The sequence below is a fragment of the Mycolicibacterium arseniciresistens genome (genome assembly GCF_030519285.1).
GTDB classification, from domain to species: Bacteria; Actinomycetota; Actinomycetes; order Mycobacteriales; family Mycobacteriaceae; genus Mycobacterium; species Mycobacterium arseniciresistens.
Genome location: NZ_JAUMSQ010000192.1, coordinates 1 through 17,672, shown reverse-complemented (window position 1 = coordinate 17,672; position 17,672 = coordinate 1). Strand labels below are relative to the sequence as shown.

General features: G+C 69.4%; 15 protein-coding genes. 5 read left to right on the top strand and 10 right to left on the bottom strand.

Annotation, left to right across the window (positions count from 1 at the left end; all coding sequences use genetic code 11):
• Positions 1-239, bottom strand: a 239-nt coding sequence (locus Q2100_RS21300; protein WP_302915658.1) for a hypothetical protein, incomplete at its 3' end; no start/stop codon positions are given.
• Positions 240-884: 645 nt separating this feature from the next.
• On the opposite strand from Q2100_RS21300, the gene Q2100_RS21295 reads away from it, so the two are divergent.
• Positions 885-3,857 carry an Ig-like domain-containing protein gene (locus Q2100_RS21295; protein ID WP_302915657.1) on the top strand — a complete coding sequence of 991 codons (2,973 nt, stop codon included), beginning with the start codon at positions 885-887 and terminating at the stop codon, positions 3,855-3,857.
• Positions 3,858-3,907: 50 nt separating this feature from the next.
• Here Q2100_RS21295 and Q2100_RS21290 read toward each other — a convergent pair whose 3' ends face one another.
• From Q2100_RS21290 to Q2100_RS21275, 4 genes are read right to left on the bottom strand one after another with little or no spacing between them, the layout of a single operon-like run.
• Positions 3,908-4,681: an MOSC domain-containing protein gene (locus Q2100_RS21290; protein ID WP_302915656.1), complete on the bottom strand. Its 774-nt coding sequence runs from the start codon at positions 4,679-4,681 to the stop codon at positions 3,908-3,910.
• Positions 4,682-4,683: 2 nt separating this feature from the next.
• Positions 4,684-5,544, bottom strand: coding sequence for a pseudouridine synthase (locus tag Q2100_RS21285; RefSeq protein WP_302915655.1), 861 nt, complete (start codon positions 5,542-5,544; stop codon positions 4,684-4,686).
• Positions 5,541-7,280: a glycerol-3-phosphate dehydrogenase/oxidase gene (locus Q2100_RS21280; protein WP_302915654.1), complete on the bottom strand. Its 1,740-nt coding sequence runs from the start codon at positions 7,278-7,280 to the stop codon at positions 5,541-5,543. Before Q2100_RS21280 ends, Q2100_RS21285 begins: the two co-directional genes overlap by 4 nt.
• A 59-nt stretch (positions 7,281-7,339) precedes the next feature.
• Positions 7,340-8,755, bottom strand: a complete 1,416-nt coding sequence (locus Q2100_RS21275; RefSeq protein WP_264016303.1) for an NAD(P)H-quinone dehydrogenase — start codon at positions 8,753-8,755, stop codon at positions 7,340-7,342.
• 129 nt (positions 8,756-8,884) lie between these two features.
• Here Q2100_RS21275 and Q2100_RS21270 point away from each other — a divergent pair, with 129 nt between their 5' ends.
• Positions 8,885-9,367 carry a gamma-glutamylcyclotransferase family protein gene (locus Q2100_RS21270; RefSeq protein ID WP_264016304.1) on the top strand — a complete coding sequence of 161 codons (483 nt, stop codon included), beginning with the start codon at positions 8,885-8,887 and terminating at the stop codon, positions 9,365-9,367.
• Here the strand turns inward: Q2100_RS21270 and Q2100_RS21265 are convergent.
• Genes Q2100_RS21265 through Q2100_RS21255 form a run of 3 tightly spaced genes read right to left on the bottom strand, consistent with a single transcriptional unit; the run spans position 9,364 to position 12,704 of the window.
• Positions 9,364-10,302 carry a hypothetical protein gene (locus tag Q2100_RS21265; RefSeq protein WP_302915653.1) on the bottom strand — a complete coding sequence of 313 codons (939 nt, stop codon included), beginning with the start codon at positions 10,300-10,302 and terminating at the stop codon, positions 9,364-9,366. The genes Q2100_RS21270 and Q2100_RS21265 overlap by 4 nt on opposite strands.
• 54 nt (positions 10,303-10,356) lie before the next feature.
• Positions 10,357-11,526 (bottom strand): amidohydrolase, encoded by a 1,170-nt coding sequence (locus tag Q2100_RS21260; RefSeq protein ID WP_302915652.1) that lies wholly within the window; start codon positions 11,524-11,526, stop codon positions 10,357-10,359.
• Positions 11,523-12,704: a M20 family metallopeptidase gene (locus Q2100_RS21255; RefSeq protein WP_264016307.1), complete on the bottom strand. Its 1,182-nt coding sequence runs from the start codon at positions 12,702-12,704 to the stop codon at positions 11,523-11,525. The genes Q2100_RS21260 and Q2100_RS21255 overlap by 4 nt, the downstream gene beginning before the upstream one ends.
• Positions 12,705-12,783: 79 nt before the next feature.
• Between Q2100_RS21255 and Q2100_RS21250 the strand changes: the two genes are divergently transcribed.
• Positions 12,784-13,578, top strand: coding sequence for a purine-nucleoside phosphorylase (locus Q2100_RS21250; RefSeq protein ID WP_302915651.1), 795 nt, complete (start codon positions 12,784-12,786; stop codon positions 13,576-13,578).
• Here the strand turns inward: Q2100_RS21250 and Q2100_RS21245 are convergent.
• Entirely contained in the window at positions 13,524-14,666 is a 1,143-nt protein-coding gene (locus Q2100_RS21245) for an AbrB family protein (RefSeq protein WP_302915650.1), read from the bottom strand. The genes Q2100_RS21250 and Q2100_RS21245 overlap by 55 nt on opposite strands.
• 113 nt (positions 14,667-14,779) lie before the next feature.
• Here Q2100_RS21245 and Q2100_RS21240 point away from each other — a divergent pair, with 113 nt between their 5' ends.
• Together Q2100_RS21240 and Q2100_RS21235 are read left to right on the top strand one after the other, a co-directional pair.
• Positions 14,780-15,241: a MarR family winged helix-turn-helix transcriptional regulator gene (locus Q2100_RS21240; protein ID WP_264016311.1), complete on the top strand. Its 462-nt coding sequence runs from the start codon at positions 14,780-14,782 to the stop codon at positions 15,239-15,241.
• A complete protein-coding gene (locus Q2100_RS21235) occupies positions 15,238-16,881 on the top strand; it encodes a phospho-sugar mutase (protein ID WP_302915649.1) in 1,644 nt (547 codons plus the stop codon). The genes Q2100_RS21240 and Q2100_RS21235 overlap by 4 nt, the downstream gene beginning before the upstream one ends.
• A gap of 4 nt (positions 16,882-16,885) precedes the next feature.
• On the opposite strand, the gene upp is transcribed toward Q2100_RS21235, so the two are convergent.
• The gene (upp, locus tag Q2100_RS21230) at positions 16,886-17,509 is read right to left on the bottom strand and encodes a uracil phosphoribosyltransferase (RefSeq protein ID WP_269893898.1); all 624 of its coding nucleotides are present in this window, start codon (positions 17,507-17,509) and stop codon (positions 16,886-16,888) included.
• Between the last annotated feature and the right edge of the window lie 163 nt (positions 17,510-17,672).

The following is a 17,672-nucleotide window of genomic DNA, read 5'->3' as shown; positions in this document are numbered from 1 at the left end:
CCCGGGGGCGGCGGCGGCGGTGGCGGAGGAGGCGGCGGAGGCGGCGGCGGCAGCGCGTCGTTGAGGTAGGACAGCGGGTCGGCGCAGGTGCTCACGTCGACGTGGCGACCGCCGATCGAACCGCACAGGGTGGCGTCGGCGACGGGCGTGAGCGGCGTGACCAGACCGCCGACGAACAGCAGCGCGGTCACGGCAACGACGTAGCGCCTCGAGGTGTGCACGTCAGTATCGTGCGGCATGGCGGGCTCCGCCACATCCGTTCGGCCGAACCGGGATCAAGTGTGCCGGGCATCCCTGCACAAGAGAGCCGCATGCCCGCCGCAAACCACCACATCGCCGCCTTCAATGAAATTTGCGAAACATGGCAGTCTTCGCCCTTTCAATCAAAGAATCGTTTGCTCGGCGATTGGAACCTAGGAGACGAACTCGCATCGAGGGTTTTATCGACTCGGCGGCCGTACACCTGAGTGCGATAATCAGCAAACCTGAGAGCAAGCTGAATGATCACATCCAGCCCCGAATCGATCTTGACGTCGTCGCGTTCTGGCGAATGCATGCGGATCCGAGATAGCCGACTAACGCGCTGATGAGATGGGCTTTCGGCGCGTCGACGCACACATCGAAGAGTCCGGAATGCCACGAACGCGCAGCCCTGAAATTGACGCGCACACGCTCAATCAATGAGCAACGGCAACATGCTTGCGCAGTGAACGATTACGCCGGGACGGCATGGCGGGGTGAACGTTCCCATCGAAAAGGCTTCGCAAACGCGATCGAGCACGTTTCCTGAAATGCCTTCCGATCATGAATTCGGCGACCCTATAGTTTGCTGAACCCATGGTGGGGGGCCTCGAGTCGAGGATCAGGGAGTAGGGGAAACCGGGATGGCTGCTGCCCAAAATCGCCAGGCACGTCGGCGTCAGCGTCGTGATGACAAGTCAGCGCGCAGCTGCCAGCAGAATCCGTTGCCCGCAAGCACCGCACTCGAGCGAATTCCCGCCTCCGCTCCGATGCCCGGCTACGCGCGATTCATCGGTCGCGTAGGTGCCCTGGCGGTGGCGCTGGGCGTGGGTGCTGCGGTGGCGACCGGTTACGGCGTGCCCGTGGCCCATGCTGAGGACACCACGCAGTCGTCGAACGACAACAAGGGCGACGGGGAGTCCGGCCAGGACAACGACGACAACGAGAACGACGACCAGGGCGACGACGACGACGACGGCGATTCGCTGGACGCAGGCGGCGGCGATGAAACTGTCGGCGACGATGAGGAAGGCGACGACTCTCAAGCCGAGCTGTCCGACGGCGACCTCGAGACAAATGCCGGAATAGGCAACGACGAGCAGCAAGGGCAGAACGGTGGCAACCACCTGCTCCAGGGCGATCCCATCGGCGAAACTCCTCCGCCGGCTGAGCCACCCGTGGACCTCACGCCGCCAGTGGACGCCACACCACCTGCGCCGCTGGCTGATCCGCCGCCGGCCGCCCCGGCGCCGGAGGTGCCGAAGCCGCCTGCCGAACCGATTCAGCCCGCGGTGGGTGATGGCAACCCTGCTGCGGAACAGAAAGAACTTGAATCCGGCGGAGGCGCACCTCTCGACGCCGACACCGGCCCGAGTGGAGTCGAGCAACTACTCGACGGCGCCACCCCGGTCGAGTTCACGGTCGAGGAGCTCGACGGTGGCGCCAACAGGCTGACCACCTTCAACGTCGAGGATTCGCAGTCGTTCTCGGCCCTGATCGCGCCCGAGCCGAACATCATCGAACCCGAGCACCCGGACCTCTGGGCCGGCATTGCCACCATCCCCGGCGTGGCCGCGCGGTTGGCGTACACCGTGGCGGCAGCGTTCCTGTCGCCGTTCGTGGTGGGCGGACCCACTGCGCCCGTACAGCCTCCGGTGCTGTGGGCGGTGCTCGCATGGGTCCGTCGGGAGTTCCAGCGCACGCTCTTCAACGAAACGCCCACCGCCATGAACGACCCGGCCGTCACCACCAGCGAAGACGTAGCCGTGACGATCTCCCCGTTGGCCAACGATTTCGACACCGACGAGGACCCGCTGACCGTCACCGATTACACCCAACCGGAGCATGGCACCGTGACCTACAACGCGGTCACCAAGCAGTTCACCTACACGCCCGACGAGAACTTCCACGGCACCGACACTTTCGAGTACGCGGTCTCCGACCACGCCGGCGCGCCCCATTGGCACGGCATCCTGGGCGGACTGTACAACGTCGGCCACCAGGACACAGCCACCGTCACCGTGACGGTCGCGGCGGTTGATGACGCCGCCACTATGGGACCCGACGCCGCCCCCGTTGACGAAGACACCACCAAGGTCCTCGACCCCGTCGTCCTGCTGCAGAACGACACCGACCCCGACGGACCACTGACGTTCACCGGCGTCGGCAACGCCTCCGACGGCGCCACCGTCACCTACGACAACGGAGCCATCAACTACAAGCCGGCACCGAACTTCAACGGCACCGCCACCTTCGACTACTACGCCACCGACCCCGATGGCAACATCAACACCGGCACCGTCACCATGACCGTCAATCAGGTCGACGACGGAGCGACCATGGGACCCGACGCCGCCCCCGTCGACGAAGACAGCACCAAGGTCCTCGACCCGACCGTCCTGCTGCAAAACGACACCGACCCCGACGGGCCGTTGACCTTCACCGGAGTCGGCAACGCCTCGGACGGCGCCACCGTCACGTACGAGAATGGAGCCATCAACTACACCCCCGCAGATGGATTCACAGGCGATGCCACGTTCGAGTACTACGCCACCGACCCCGACGGCAACATCAACACCGGCATCGTGACCATGACCGTCGTACCGACCGATGCTGCACCGACGGTCTTTACGGAAGAAGCAGTAGTGGCGGTGGGCGACGGTCCTTTCGGCGTTGCGCTCAGTCCCGACGGGCAGCGTGCTTACGTCGCTGACCGTTTCGGCGGAACCGTCTCGGTCGTCGACATTGACCCTGACAGCCCCACCTACAACCAGGTGATCGCCACCATCACCGTCCCCGGCGAGAAACTGGCGGTCGCTGTCAACGACACTCACGCTTTCGTCACCAATACCGGCGGTTCCACGATCACGGTGATCGACGCCGATCCAAATAGTCAGACGTACAACCAAGTGATCGGCTCGCCGATTACTGTCGGCGCTCGTCCGTCAGAGATGGCTTTTAGCGCTGACGGCACGCGGCTGTACGTGACCAATCAGAGCAGCGACAATGTGTCCGTAGTCGATGTCGACCCGAATAGCGCCTCTTTCGGTCAGGTCATCGCGACGATCCCCGTGGGAGACGCACCTCGATACGTAGCGGTGACACCCGACGGGACGCGCGCGTACGTCACAAACGCATTCTCCAACAACGTTGTCGTCATCGACGTTGACCCGAGCAGCCCCACATACCACCAGGCGATCGGCAACCCGATTGCAGTCAACGGTCCATCCTACGGAGTAGCGATCAACCCAGATGGGACCCGCGCCTACGTCACGAATTACCAGGCCGGCACCGTTACCGTGATCGATACAAACCCGGACAGCCCCACATACAACCAAATAGTCGGAGACCCAATTCAAGTGGGTGCTCAACCACTCGGCATTGCGGTCAGCCCGGACGGAACTCGCGCTTACACCGCAAACCAGGCCGCATCCTCCATCTCGGTGATAGATATAGACCCGACGAGCCCTACCTTCAACCAGGTCATCGCCACCGTTCCGGGCCTCCCAGTCGCGACGGGGCTGGTGGTTAACGCCGATGGCAGCCGTATCTATGTAGCCAATCAAGGCAACGACTCACTATCTGTCATCAGCGCAACGAATCCCACGACCGCCTGATCTCGACGCTAAGGCGGGGATTCGCAACGCGATCCCCGCCTTTGGTCATGTCAGATCGCCCGCGCGTCCAGCGCCGCAGCGATCGCCCCGCGACGCGGCGGCACCTGTTCGACCCGCACGGCGTCACCGATTCGCACCACGCCGGGCTGCACGACATCGGCGTACGCCCCGACCGACGGCGAGTCACCACGCACCGGCACGTCGCGCTGCCTGTCGCGGGTGATCGTGCGCAGGATCTTCTGGTCGCGGGCGAGGCCGGGCTGGGCGCGGGTGGTGACGATGCACCGCGGCGTCGGCATCACCACATGCAGCAGCACCTCGGCGCCGATGTGCAGGTCGCAGCCGAGCCAGCCGTCCTCGGCGTCTGTGTCCGCGTCGACGAGCAGGTTGGGCCGGAACCGGCGGGCGTCCCAGTCGCCGTCGGGATGCCGGTCGGCCAGCCAGCGCAGGGTGCCCGTAGCCGCGAGATGCACGGGCGCCAGGTCGACCAGCACGCCTGGTTCCTCGGTGGCCAGGCGCACCTCGAACCCGAGCAGCTCGGACACCCGTCGGGTGACCTCGGCGTCGTCGTCCCGTATCACCGCGCCGTCACCGAACTCGACTTCGATCGGCGGCACCGGATCCCCGGCCGTCGGCCCGTGCAGGTACCGGGCATGGCAGTTCAGCAGCGCGCCATGCTGTTTCGCACTGATGCGATCACCGGACTCGACGGCGAAGAACGCCCGCACCCGGTCGCCCAGCACCCCGCCTTCGACGAACGTCAGGTGGTCGGGCTGCTCGCCCCACATCGACTTCACCGGATGGCGCCAGAGCCGTTCGATCACGCTCACAGAGTCCGTCCCGTCGTGAAGCACCGGGTCTCCCCGGTGAGCGGATCCTCGAATTCCGAGCATTGCGCCAGGAGCTGCAGTGGCCGGGCGAAGTCGTCGGCGGCCACGTCGAGCACCCGGGGGTACAGCGGGTCATTCGTGATCGGCAACCCGATCGACGCCATGTGCACGCGGAGCTGATGCGTACGGCCGGTGTGCGGCGTCAACCGGTAGAGGTCGTCGCCGAGATGCTCGACCAATGTCTCCGCGTTCACGTCGCCCTGCTCCTCGTAGGCCTGCAACCGACTGCGCTGCTTGATGATCCGGCTGCGTAGCACGGTCGGCAGCGCGACGGCCGGGGTTCCGGCGGCCCGCGCCAGGTAGGTCTTGCGCACCGCGCCGCGGGCGAACATCGTCTGGTAGGCGCCGCGCACGTCGCGGCGCACCGTGAACAGCAGCACCCCTGCGGTCAGCCGGTCCAGCCGGTGCGCCGGCGACAGGTCCGGCAGCGAAAGCGATCGGCGCAGCCGCACCAGCGCGGTCTGCGCGACGTGACCACCGCGCGGCATGGTGGACAGGAAATGCGGCTTGTCGACCACGACGATGTCGGCGTCGCGGTGCAGCACCGGCATGTCGAACGGGACCTCCACCTCGTCGGGCAGGTCGCGGTACAGGTACACCAGCGAGTTGGGCGGCAGCACAGTCGAAGCTGTAACCACGCTGCCATCGGCGGCCAGCACCTCACCGTTGAAGACCTTCTCGGCCGCGGCCTCCCCGAACCGCGAAGCCAGTTCGACGAGCACGGCGCCGCCGCGCAGCCGGACCCGCGCGGGACCGAGGCCGTCACGCACCGGCAGCGGCGCCGCCCGCCGCGTCACTTCAGCGGTACCGGTTCGAGGATCTCGGCACGCGCCTCGGGGGCGGCGGCGCGCAGCGCGTCGGCGGCCTCGTCGTCCTCCTGCGACTGAGAGAGCACCTCGGCCTCCACCCGGGCAAGATACGTGTCGACCTCGCGGTCGATGTCCTCTGTGCTCCAACCCAGCACCGGCGCAACGATTTCGGCGACTTCACGGGCGCAGTCGACGCCGCGGTGCGGGTACTCGATCGAGATCCGCATCCGGCGGGCCATGATGTCCTCGAGGTGCAGCGCGCCCTCGGCCGCCACGGCGTAGGCCGCCTCCACCTTGAGGTAGACCGGCGCCTCGGTGATCGGGGTCAGCAGCTCGGGATTTCCGTCGGCCAGCGCGAGCACGTCACCGATCAGCGAGCCGTAGCGGTCCAGCAGATGGCGCACCCGGTAGGGATGCAGGCCGTAGCGCGCACCGACGCTCTGGGTCTGATTGATCAGCGCGAAATAGCCGTCGGCGCCCATCAGCGGCACCTTCTCGGTGATCGACGGCGCCACCCGGGCCGGGATGAACTCGGCGGCCGCGTCGATGGCGTCCTCACCCATCACCCGATAGGTGGTGTATTTGCCGCCGGCGATGGCCACCAGACCGGGGGCCGGCACGGCGACCGCGTGCTCGCGGGACAGCTTGGAGGTCTCCTCGCTCTCACCGGCCAGCAGGGGGCGCAGTCCTGCGTAGACGCCGTCGATGTCGTCGTTGGTGAGCGGGGTGGCCAGCACCGTGTTCACCGTCTCGAGGATGTAGTCGATGTCGGCCTTGGTGGCGGCCGGATGCGCCAGGTCGAGGTTCCAATCGGTGTCGGTGGTGCCGATGATCCAGTGCGTGCCCCACGGGATGACGAACAACACCGACTTCTCGGTGCGCAGGATGATCGCCACCTCGCTGACGACGCGGTCCCGTGGCACCACGACATGCACGCCCTTGGACGCACGCACCCGGAAGCGGCCACGCTGCTTGGACAGCGCCTGGATCTCGTCGGTCCACACGCCGGTGGCGTTCACGACGACGTGGCCGCGCACGTCGGTGACCTCACCGTCCTCGGAGTCGCGGATGCGAACCCCGATGACGCGGTCGCCCTCGCGCAGCAGCGACACCACCTGCGTCGAGGTGCGCACCACGGCGCCGTAGTGCGCGGCGGTGCGGGCCACCGTCATGGTGTGGCGGGCGTCGTCGACGACGGTGTCGAAGTAACGGATGCCGCCGATCAGCGAGCTGCGCTTGAGCCCCGGCGCCAGCCGCAGCGCCCCCGACTTCGTCAGATGTTTCTGCGCGGGAACCGATTTCGCGCCGCCGAGCTGGTCGTAGAGGAAGATGCCCGCGGCCACGTAGGGCCGCTCCCACCAGCGGTTGGTCAGCGGGAACAGGAATGGCATCGGCTTGACCAGGTGCGGCGCCAGGGTGGTCAGCGACAGCTCGCGCTCGTGCAAGGCTTCGCGCACCAGCCCGAACTCGAGCTGTTCGAGGTAGCGCAGGCCGCCGTGGAACATCTTGCTGCTGCGGCTCGAGGTCCCGGAGGCGAAGTCACGCGCCTCGACCAGCGCCACCTTGAGACCCCGGGTTGCCGCGTCAAGGGCGGCGCCCGCCCCCACCACGCCGCCGCCGATGACCACGACGTCGAACTGTTCACTGCCCAGCCGCTGCCATGCATCGGCGCGATATGCGGGGCCCAGGAAGGTCTGTCCGCTGCCTGCGATCGGGTCGCCCACTGGAGATCCTCGCCTAGTTACTCGTCGGTACGGTTTGCTCGTACCCAGGTTACGTGCGGTCAGTCCAGATCGTCGTGCCTCATCAGGCGGCGGCCGGCCTCGGTGATCGATCCCGACAGCGACGGATACACCGAGAACGTCTGTGCCAGGTCCTCCACGTCGTTGCCGTTCTGCACGGCCAGCGCGATCGGCACGATCAGCTCCGAGGCGATGGGCGCCACCACCACGCCGCCGATGACCACGCCCGTCGCCGGCCGGCAGAAGATCTTGACGAAGCCGCGGCGCAGGCTCGACATCTTCGCCCGCGCGTTGGTGTTGAGCGGCAGCATCACGGTGCGCGCGGGTACCGAGCCGTCGTCGATCTTGGATTGGGGGACGCCGACCGCGGCGATCTCGGGCCGGGTGAACACCGCGGCGGCCACCGTGCGCAGCCGGATCGGTTCCAGGCCCTCCCCCAGCGCGTGGTACATCGCGATGCGGCCCTGCATGGCCGCCACCGAGGCCAGCAGCATCAGGCCGGTGCAGTCACCTGCGGCGTAGATGCCCGGCACCGACGTGCGGGACACCCGGTCGACGTTCAGGTAGCCGCCTCCGCCCAGCTCGATGCCGACCCGTTCGAGACCCAGCCCGGAGGTGTTGGGCACCGAGCCGACCGTCATCAGCGCATGGCTGCCCTCCACGGTGCGACCGTCGGCCATCGTCACCAGCACCCCGGTGTCGGTGCGGGTGACGGACTCGGCGCGGGCGTTCTTGACCAGCGTCACGCCGCGTTCGAGCAGGGCGTCCTCGAGCACCGCCGCGGCGTCGGAATCCTCGTGCGGCAGGATCTGGTCGCGGCTGGCCACCACGGTGACCTTCACCCCGAGCTCGGTGTAGGCGTTGACGAACTCCGCGCCGGTGACGCCCGACCCCACGACGATCAGGTGTTCGGGCAGCGCCTCGAGGTCGTAGAGCTGACGCCAGTTGAGGATGCGGTCGCCGTCGGGCTCGGCGCCCTTGAGCACGCGCGGCCTGGCGCCGGTCGCGATCAGCACGACGTCGGCCTTGAGCTCGCTCTCGGAGCCGTCGTGCGCGGTGACCTTGACGGTGTGTGCGGCCATCCCTGGCATGTCGTCGACGAGTTCGCCGCGGCCCGCGATCAGCCGGACACCCTCGTTGCGCAGGCGTTCGGAGATGTCGGCCGACTGCGCCGCGGCCAGCGTCTTCACCCGTTCGTTGATCCGCGGCAGTGAGATCTTGGCGTTGTCGAAGTCCAGCGCGTAGCCCAGGTCGGGCGCCCGGCGGAGCTCGGTACGCACGCCGGTGGAGGCGATGAAGGTCTTCGACGGCACGCAGTCCCACAGCACGCAGGCCCCGCCGAGGCCGTCACTGTCGACGATGGTGACGTCGACGTCCTCGGGGCCGCGGGCGGCCGCCACGAGCGCTGCCTCATATCCGGCGGGCCCGCCGCCGATGATCACGATGCGGGTTGCCACCGCACCAACCTATCGTCCGCCGCGGCCGGTGGCCGGGTGGATCGCATCCCCGGGTCGCCGCCCGGCGTGCGGTTGTGAGATTCGCCGCCGCTCCTGCTCGCGGGCGGGATCGGATTATGCTCTCCTACCGTGCCGCTCTACGCCGCTTACGGCTCCAACATGCATCCCGAGCAGATGATGGAGCGCGCACCGCATTCGCCGATGGCGGGCACCGGTTGGCTGCACGGCTGGCGATTGACCTTCGGCGGGGCGGACATCGGCTGGGAGGGCGCGCTGGCGACCGTCGTCGAGGACCCGCTGTCGAAGGTGTTCGTCGTGCTCTACGACATGACAAAGGAGGACGAGGACACCCTCGACCGCTGGGAGGGCTCCGAGCTCGGCATCCACAAGAAGATCCGCTGCCGGGTGCACCGGCTCTCGTCGGACACCGACACCGACCCGGTGCTGGCCTGGCTGTACGTCGTGGACGCGTGGGAGGGCGGTCTGCCGTCCGCTCGCTACCTCGGGGTGATGGCAGACGCTGCGGAGATCGCGGGCGCCCCGGCGGAATACGTTCATGACCTGCGGACCCGTCCCTCGAGCAACATCGGGCCCGGGTCCAGCTCGACCTAGGTCGTCAGCAGTTCCACGCGGTCGGCGTGCAGCCGTTCCAGCCGGGCGGTCACCTCGTCGATGCGCGACGCCACGCCCTCCTGGATGCGGTGCACCCCGGTGATCGCCTCGGTCACCTTCTCCTTCGCCTCGATGATGCGGTCGCGGACCGCCAGGTCGGTGAAGAGGTTGTCGAACCACACGTCGAACATCTTCGTGAACTCGCCGAGTTCGACGAGCCGGACGCCCGCCATGTGGACGTCGGACAGTTCGGCGGTGAATGCGCGCAACGCGGAATCGGCCGCCCGCAGCAGCGCCGCCACCTCGTCGAGCCGGTCGTTCTTGACCATGCTGGCGATCATGCCGCCGTCGAACCAGGTGTCGTAGGCCGACCAGAACCCCGCGTCGTCGAGCGTCTCGGCGGCCGCACGCAGATGTTCCAGCGCGGCCTCACCGGCGTCGAGCGCCTGCCCGAGCTCGCCGATCTCGGCCGCGGTGCCACCCTGCTGCTGGGCGATCTCCACCAGCCTGGCCGCCTGCGGGTCGTTGTGCTGCCTCATCCAGCGCTCTTTGTCGGCCAGCGCGCGATCGAACCGCGCCTGCACGTCGCCGAGGCGGGCGCGGCGCTGCTCGAGGTGGTCGACCAGCTTCCGGTCGGCGTCGGCGCGGGCCTGCCGGGTCAGGTACTCGTACTCGGCGGCCTGCTGTTCGGCCGCCTCGCGGGCAAGGTCGTCATCGTGAGATCCCTTGAGGTGGGCCAGGATCGACGTGAGTGACATCTTCTCCAGCCGCGCCGAGTCGGCCTGCTCGTCGGCCAGCCGGGCGCGCGCCCGCGCCGCCTCGGTTGCCGACGCGTCGGCCTGCTGCCGCGCGGACTCCAGCTTGCGGCCCAGCGACTCGTGTTCGGCGAGCGCGCCCGCCGCCGCGGTCAGTTCGTCGTCGGGAGAAGACGCCATGCTGGCAGCCTAAGTCCGCTTGCGAGAGGTCCTACGCACCGAATTGCGATGCGGCTAGATCAGGCCGGCCTGCTCGATGATGTTGACCAGCACCCGCACGCCGACGCCCAGCGCCCGCTCGTCGAGGTCGAAGTTCGGCTGGTGCAGATCCAACTGCGGACCGCGGCCGCTCCACACCCCGAGGCGGGCCATCGCGCCCGGCACCTCCTCGAGATACCAGGAGAAGTCCTCACCGCCGCCGGACTGGCGGGTGTCGGCCAGCGCGTCCGGCCCGGTCGCCTCGATGGCGTGGGTGAGGATGCGGGTGGCGACCACCTCGTTCACCACCGGCGGCACGCCGCGCCGGTACTGCACCGTGTGCTCCAGGTTCAGCGGCGCCAACAACGAGGTGACCGCCTCCGTCACAATGGATTCGAGCGTCAGCCAGGTCTCCCGGCTCGCGGTGCGGATGGTGCCGGCCAGCACGCCGGTCTGCGGGATCGCGTTCGCGGCCACCCCGGCGTTCACCGCGCCCCACACCATCACGGTGCTGTTGCGCGGGTCGATGCGCCGCGACAGCACGCCGGGCACACCGGTGATCAGCGTGCCGAGTCCGTACACCAGGTCGCCGGTCAGATGCGGCCGCGAGGTGTGCCCGCCGTGCGACTGAAGGCTGATCTCGATCTGGTCGGCCGCCGACGTGATGGGCCCCGGCCGCACCGCGACCTTGCCGACGGCCAGCCGCGGGTCGCAGTGCAGCGCGAAGATCCGTGACACCCCGCTCAGTGCCCCGGCGGCGATCGCGTCGATGGCGCCGCCGGGCATCAGTTCCTCGGCGGCCTGGAAGATCAGCCGCACGCCGACCGGCAGGTCCGGCGCCGACGCCATCGCGAGCGCAGCGCCGAGCAGCACCGCGGTGTGGGCGTCGTGGCCGCAGGCGTGCGCGACGTTGGGCACCACCGAGGTGTACGGCGCCCCGGTGCGCTCCGCCATCGGCAGTGCGTCCATGTCGGCGCGCAGTGCGATCCGTGGGCCGGTCTCCGGGCCGAAGTCGCAGATCAAGCCGGTGCCGCCGGGCAGCATCTTCGGGTTCAGGCCTGCGTCGGCCAGCGCGGTGGCGACGAACTGCGTGGTCGCGAACTCCTGGCGGCCCAGTTCGGGGTGGGCGTGGATGTGCCGTCGCCACGACACCAGATCCTCGTAGTGGGCGGCGAGCCAGCGGTCGGCGGCGTCCTGCAGCGTCATCGCACCCGCCTCGCCTGCCGGTCGAGCACGCGGTCGCGCTGCTCGGGTGACTCGGCCAGCGCGACCACCGTGCGGGCCAGCATGGTCGCGCCCTCGACGACCGCCGTGTCGGCACTCGGACCCGCGGCGGCCGCGGTGAACGCGGGCTGGTGGATCGAGGCGCCGCCCGCGTCGATGCCGATGACCGGATGGATGCCGGGCAGCACCTGGGTGACGTTGCCCATGTCGGTGCTGCCCAGCGGCACCGACGCCTCCAGCTCCTGAGCCAGCGGTTCGCGGCCCAGCCGGCGCATCTCCGCGCGGAAGGTTTCGGCCAGCCACCGGTCGGGGGTCAGCTCGGCGTACGGCGGCGCGGTCTCGGCGACCTCGTGGCGGCATCCGGTGGCGACGGCCCCGGCCGCGAAGCAGCCGGCCATCCGGCCCTCCAATTCTTCGAGCGCCTGCGAGTCGGCGGCGCGCATGGTGTAGCGGAGTTCGGCGTGCGCCGGGATGACGTTGGTCGCCTGGCCGCCGTCGGTGACGATGCCGTGCACCATCTGCCCGGGTGAGAGTTGTTGGCGCAGAAGCCCGATGGCCACCTGCGCGACGGTGACCGCGTCGGCGGCGTTGATGCCGAGATGCGGCGCGACGGCGGCATGGGACTCGCGGCCGGTGTAGGTGACCGAGACCTCCGAGAGCGCCAGCGACCGTGCCGCGGCGATGTCGACCGGGCCGGGGTGCAGCATCACGGCCGTCGCGACGTCGTCGAACGCACCGGCCGCCAGCAGCAGCGCCTTGCCGCCGCCTGCCTCCTCGGCCGGGGTGCCGATCAGCGCCACCGTCAGCCCGAGCTCGTCGGCCACCTCGGCCAGTGCAAGCGCCGTTCCGACCGCCGACGCGGCGATGATGTTGTGTCCGCAGGCATGGCCGATGCCGGGCAACGCGTCGTACTCCGCGCAGATCCCCACCACCAGCGGGCCGCTGCCGAAGTCGGCGCGAAACGCCGTGTCGAGACCGCCGAGGGGCGTGGTGACCTCGAACCCGCGCTCGGCGACCAGGGCCGCCGTCTTGGCGCAGCTGCGATGCTCGTCGAAGGCCAGCTCGGGCTCGGCGTGGATGGCGTGCGACAGCTCGACCAGGTCGCCGCGGCGGCGTTGCACGACGTCCTCGACGCGTGACGACGCGGTGGCGGTGGGCATTTCCGCAGTATCTCACTTGAGCTTTGCCCGCGCCGCGGGCCTCGTCGCAGCGCCGGACCGGCGGCTAAGCTCGCCTACCGTGACTTCACCGGACGCGGCCGCAGCCGCCGCGGCTGCCGCGATCGCCGAGCGCACCGGTGTCGACGCCCACGACGTCGCGGTGGTGCTGGGTTCGGGCTGGGCGCCCGCGGCCGATGCGCTGGGCGATCCGGTGGCGACGGTGCCGATGGCCGAACTGCCCGGATTCACCCCGCCGAGCGCGGAAGGCCACCGCGGCCAGGTGCTGTCGACGCGGATCGGGAACCGGCGGGTGCTGGTGCTCGTCGGGCGGATCCACGCCTACGAGGGCCACGACCTGCGACACGTCGTGCATCCGGTGCGGACCGCGTGTGCGGCCGGCGCCGCGACGGTGGTGCTGACCAACGCCGCGGGCGGTCTGCGCCCGGAGTACTCGGTGGGCCAGCCCGTGCTGATCAGCGACCATCTCAATCTGACCGCCAGGTCGCCGCTGGTCGGCGCCCAGTTCGTCGACCTGGTCGATGCGTATTCGCCGCGGCTGCGCGCGGTCGCCCGCGAGATCGAGCCGTCGCTGGCCGAGGGTGTGTACGCCGGGTTACCCGGTCCGCACTACGAGACGCCCGCCGAGATCCGGATGTTGCGCACGCTCGGCGCCGACCTGGTCGGCATGTCGACGGTGCACGAGACGATCGCGGCGAGGGGGTGCGGCGCCGAGGTGCTGGCCTTCTCTTTGGTGACGAATCTGGCCGCCGGCATGACCGGAGCGCCGCTGAGCCACGAGGAGGTGCTGGCCGCAGGGCGTCAGTCCGCCACGCGGATGGGTTCCCTGCTGGCCGGGGTCATCTCGCGGCTCTGACCATCGCCGCGCTGCTCGCCCTCGCCGTCGCGGCGGCCGAGTCGCCGGCCGAGGTGCACCATCGCGCGGGCCAGTAGCGGCGCCGCGAACAGCATCAGCAGCACCCGGAGCACCTGGGCGGCGATGATGAACGTGACGTTGGAGCCGGTCTCGACGGCGGTGGCGAGCACTGCGTAGACCCCGCCCGGGCTGGTGGCGAGGTAGCCCTCCAGCGGGGTGAGGGACGTGAAGTGCGCCAGCAGGACGCCGAGGCCGGCCGTGCCGACGCCGAGGGCGACGATGAGGCCGACGGCGGTGGGCAGGATCCTGGCGATCGCCCGCAAGGACTCGGTGGTGAACGCCAACCCCGCCTGCCAGCCGATCAGCATGTACGCGACCTGCACGAGCACCACCGGCACGGCCAGCCCGAACGACATCCCGGTCAGCTGCAACGCCACGGTCAGTCCCAGCGGGCCGAGCAGTCCGGCGCCCGGCAGATGCAGCAACCTGCCACCGACGGCACCGACGAGAACCAGCGCGGTCATCATGGCGAGGCTGAGATACCAGGGCGCGGTGTCGGCCGGCACGGTCGACGCCGGATGAGAGCGGTCGGCGTGGTAGACGAGCGTCACGACCAGTGGCATCGACGCGGTGACCATGGCGACGCGCAGGTACTGCACCACCGACACCACCCGGTCGTCACCGCCGAGTTCGCGGGCGATGGCGACCAGCCCGGAGGCGCCGCCCGCGACCAGTGCCAGGCTGCCGGTCAGGGGGCTGACGGTGCGGTGCAGCCCGAGTACCGCTCCGGCGATCAGGCTCAGCACCAGGGTGGCCACCACGACGGCCAGCACGATCGGCCAGTCCGAGCCCAACGTGGCCGCCGCATCGTGCTGGACCATGGTGCCGATGTAGACCCCGAGGACGCCCTGGGCGGCGACGCCGGCGCGGCGCGGGATCCGGGCGGGTGCCAGCGACGTCAGTGCGAGCGCGATACCGACTGCGAGCGCCGCGAACAGCGCGGCCGAGGGCACGTTGACGAGGGTGAGCGGCACCGTCACGCCGACCGTCGCCGCCACCAGGAGCAGCCACTTCAGCGCCCGCCGCATCGCACCTCCATCGTTTCCGGATCGTTCAACAACAAGTATGTCCTTGGCATCTCTTGATCGCAACATGGGACAAACGTTCTATCGACAGCAAAGAACCAAGGTATAACTTGGCTATGGCTCGAATCGATCCGTCCGACACCGCCGCCACCGAACTGCGGGAGGCGGTGATGGGGGTGGCCCGGCAGCTGCGCCGCCACCGTCCCGACCACGGGCTCACCCTCAGCCAGATGGAGGTGCTCGGCGAGGTCAGCCGGTCCGGTGTGACGACCCCCGCCGAACTCGGGGCCCGGATGCAGGTCCGGGTGCAGTCCCTGACCGACGGCATCAACGAACTCGTCGGCCGGGAGCTGATCGCCCGCAGGCCCGACGAGCGGGACCGGCGGCGCCAACTGATCGAGCTCACCCCGGCGGGAACGGCGCTGCTCGAGGCCGATCGCGCCGAGCGCGACGCGTGGTTGCAGGCGACCATGCGCGACGTCCTCTCCGATCTGGAGTTCGACCTGCTCATGCTCGTCGCACCGGTGCTACGGAAGCTGGCTTACACCGACGGTAAATTGGGCACACTTGGCCCATGACTCAGTCGGTGACCTCGACGACCGTGCAGGAGTGGATCGCCCACGACCCCGACCCCGAGACCGCTGCGGAGTTGTCGGCGTGTAGCGAAGAGGAACTCGACGAACGCTTCGGGCGGTCGCTGACCTTCGGCACGGCGGGTCTGCGGGGCCCGCTGCGCGGCGGGCCGAACGGCATGAACCTGGCCGTCGTGCTGCGCACCACCTGGGGTGTCGCACAGGTCCTGGAGCGGCGCGGCCTTGGCGGCACGCAGGTGGTCGTCGGTCGCGACGCCCGCCACAAGTCCGACGAGTTCGCGTTGGCCACGGCCGAGGTGCTCACCGCCCGGGGCTTCGAGGTGATGCTGATGCTGGCCGCGGTGCCCACCCCGATCGTGGCGTTCATGGTGCGGCACATGCACGCCACCGCAGGGATCCAGATCACCGCGTCGCACAACCCGCCGGGCGACAACGGCTACAAGGTGTACTTCGAGCACGGGCTGCAGATCAACTCACCCATCGACGAGGAGATCGAGGCCGCGATCGCCGAGGCGCCGCCCGCCGACGAGATCCCGCGGGCCAAGGTGGAAACCGGTGGGATGGAGGAGATCCGGCACTACATCGCGCGCGCCGCGAATGTCCGCCGCACCACCGACGACGTGCGGGTGGCTCTGACGCCACTGCACGGGGTGGGCGGCGACTACGCGCTCGACGCACTGGTGCGGGCCGGGATCACCGACATCCACGTGGTGGAGAACCAGTTCCAGCCCGATCCCGACTTCCCGACGGTGCCGTCGCCCAACCCGGAGGAACCCGGCGCCACCGACGCGCTGCTCGAACTCGCGGCGGACAAGGACGCCGACATCGCCATCGCGCTGGACCCGGACGCCGACCGCTGTGCCGTCGGCATACCCACATCCGAGGGCTGGCGCATGCTGTCCGGCGACGAAACCGGTTGGCTTCTGGGCGATTACACCCTCTCGCAGATCGATCCCGGGCCGGTGTCCGAGGACGTCCTGGTGGCGAGTTCGGTGGTGTCGTCGCGGATGCTGGCCCGGATCGCCGAGGCCCACGGCGCCCAGCACCTGGAGACGCTGACCGGATTCAAGTGGCTGGCGCGCGCTGACGATCAGATACCGGGGTCGACCCTGGTCTACGCCTACGAGGAGGCGATCGGCCACTGCGTCGACCCGTCGGCGGTGCGCGACAAGGACGGCATCAGCGCGATGGTGCTCGCGTGCGACCTGGTCGCCGCCCTCAAGTCGCAGGGCCGCACGGTGCAGGATGCACTCGACGCGCTGGCGCGCCGGCACGGGGTGCACACCACCACCGCGGTGTCGCGGCCGGTGGCCGACGCAGACGAGGCCGCCGACGTGCTGACCCGGTTGCGCGACACTCCGCCGGACCGGTTGTGCGGCTACGAGGTGAGCGTGACCGACCTGCTGCAGGCCGACGACCACCGCCGCACCGATGCGCTGATACTCACCGCCGGTGATGCCGAAACCTCCGTGCGGCTGGTCGTCCGGCCCTCGGGCACCGAGCCGAAGGTCAAGTCCTACATCGAGGTTCGGGTGTCGTGCCACGACGACGAAGACCTCGAGACCGCCCGCGGCCGGGCCAGGGAACTGCAGGACGAACTGGTCGCCGTCGCCCGGCAGTGGTGAGGCCTCAGCGCGGGCCGAACTGACGGTCCCCGGCGTCGCCGAGTCCCGGCACGATGTAGGCCACGTTGTTCAACCCCTCGTCGACCGCAGCGGTATAGAGCCGCAGGTCCGGCGCGACCCGCTCGAGCGCGGTCAGCCCCTCGGGCGCGGCCACCACGCAGATGGCGGTGATGTCCACGGCGTCACGGGCCTGCAGCAGGCCGAGGGTGTGCGCCATCGAACCGCCGGTCGCCAGCATCGGGTCGAGCACGAACACCGGCCACCGGCTGAGATCGTCGGGCAGCGACTCGAGGTACGGGGCGGGCTCGTGGGTGTCCTCGTTGCGCGCGACGCCGACGAAACCCACCCGTGCCTCGGGGATCAGCGCGTGCGCCTGGTCGACCATCCCGAGCCCGGCCCGCAGCACCGGCACCAGCAGCGGTGGATTCGCCAGCCGGTAACCGGTGGTGTCGGCGAGCGGGGTGCGCACCGCGATCGCCTCGGTCTCCGCGTCGCGGGTCGCCTCGTACACCAGCATCAGGGTCAGGTCGCGCAGCGCGGCGCGGAACCCGGCGTTGTCGGTGCGCTCGTCACGCAGCGTGGTGAGCCGCGCCGCGGCCAGGGGGTGGTCGACGACCCGGACGTCCATCACCGAACCCTATCGGCGATCGCGGTGCCGGGACCGGTGGAACCGGCGGACGGTGCCGGCCGTCGTAATCCGCATGCACGCCGACACCCTGCTCGCCGACACCCTGGCGATCCGCGCCTTCGGCCGCACGGCCGACGCCCAGGCCGCCGAACTGCTCGCCGCG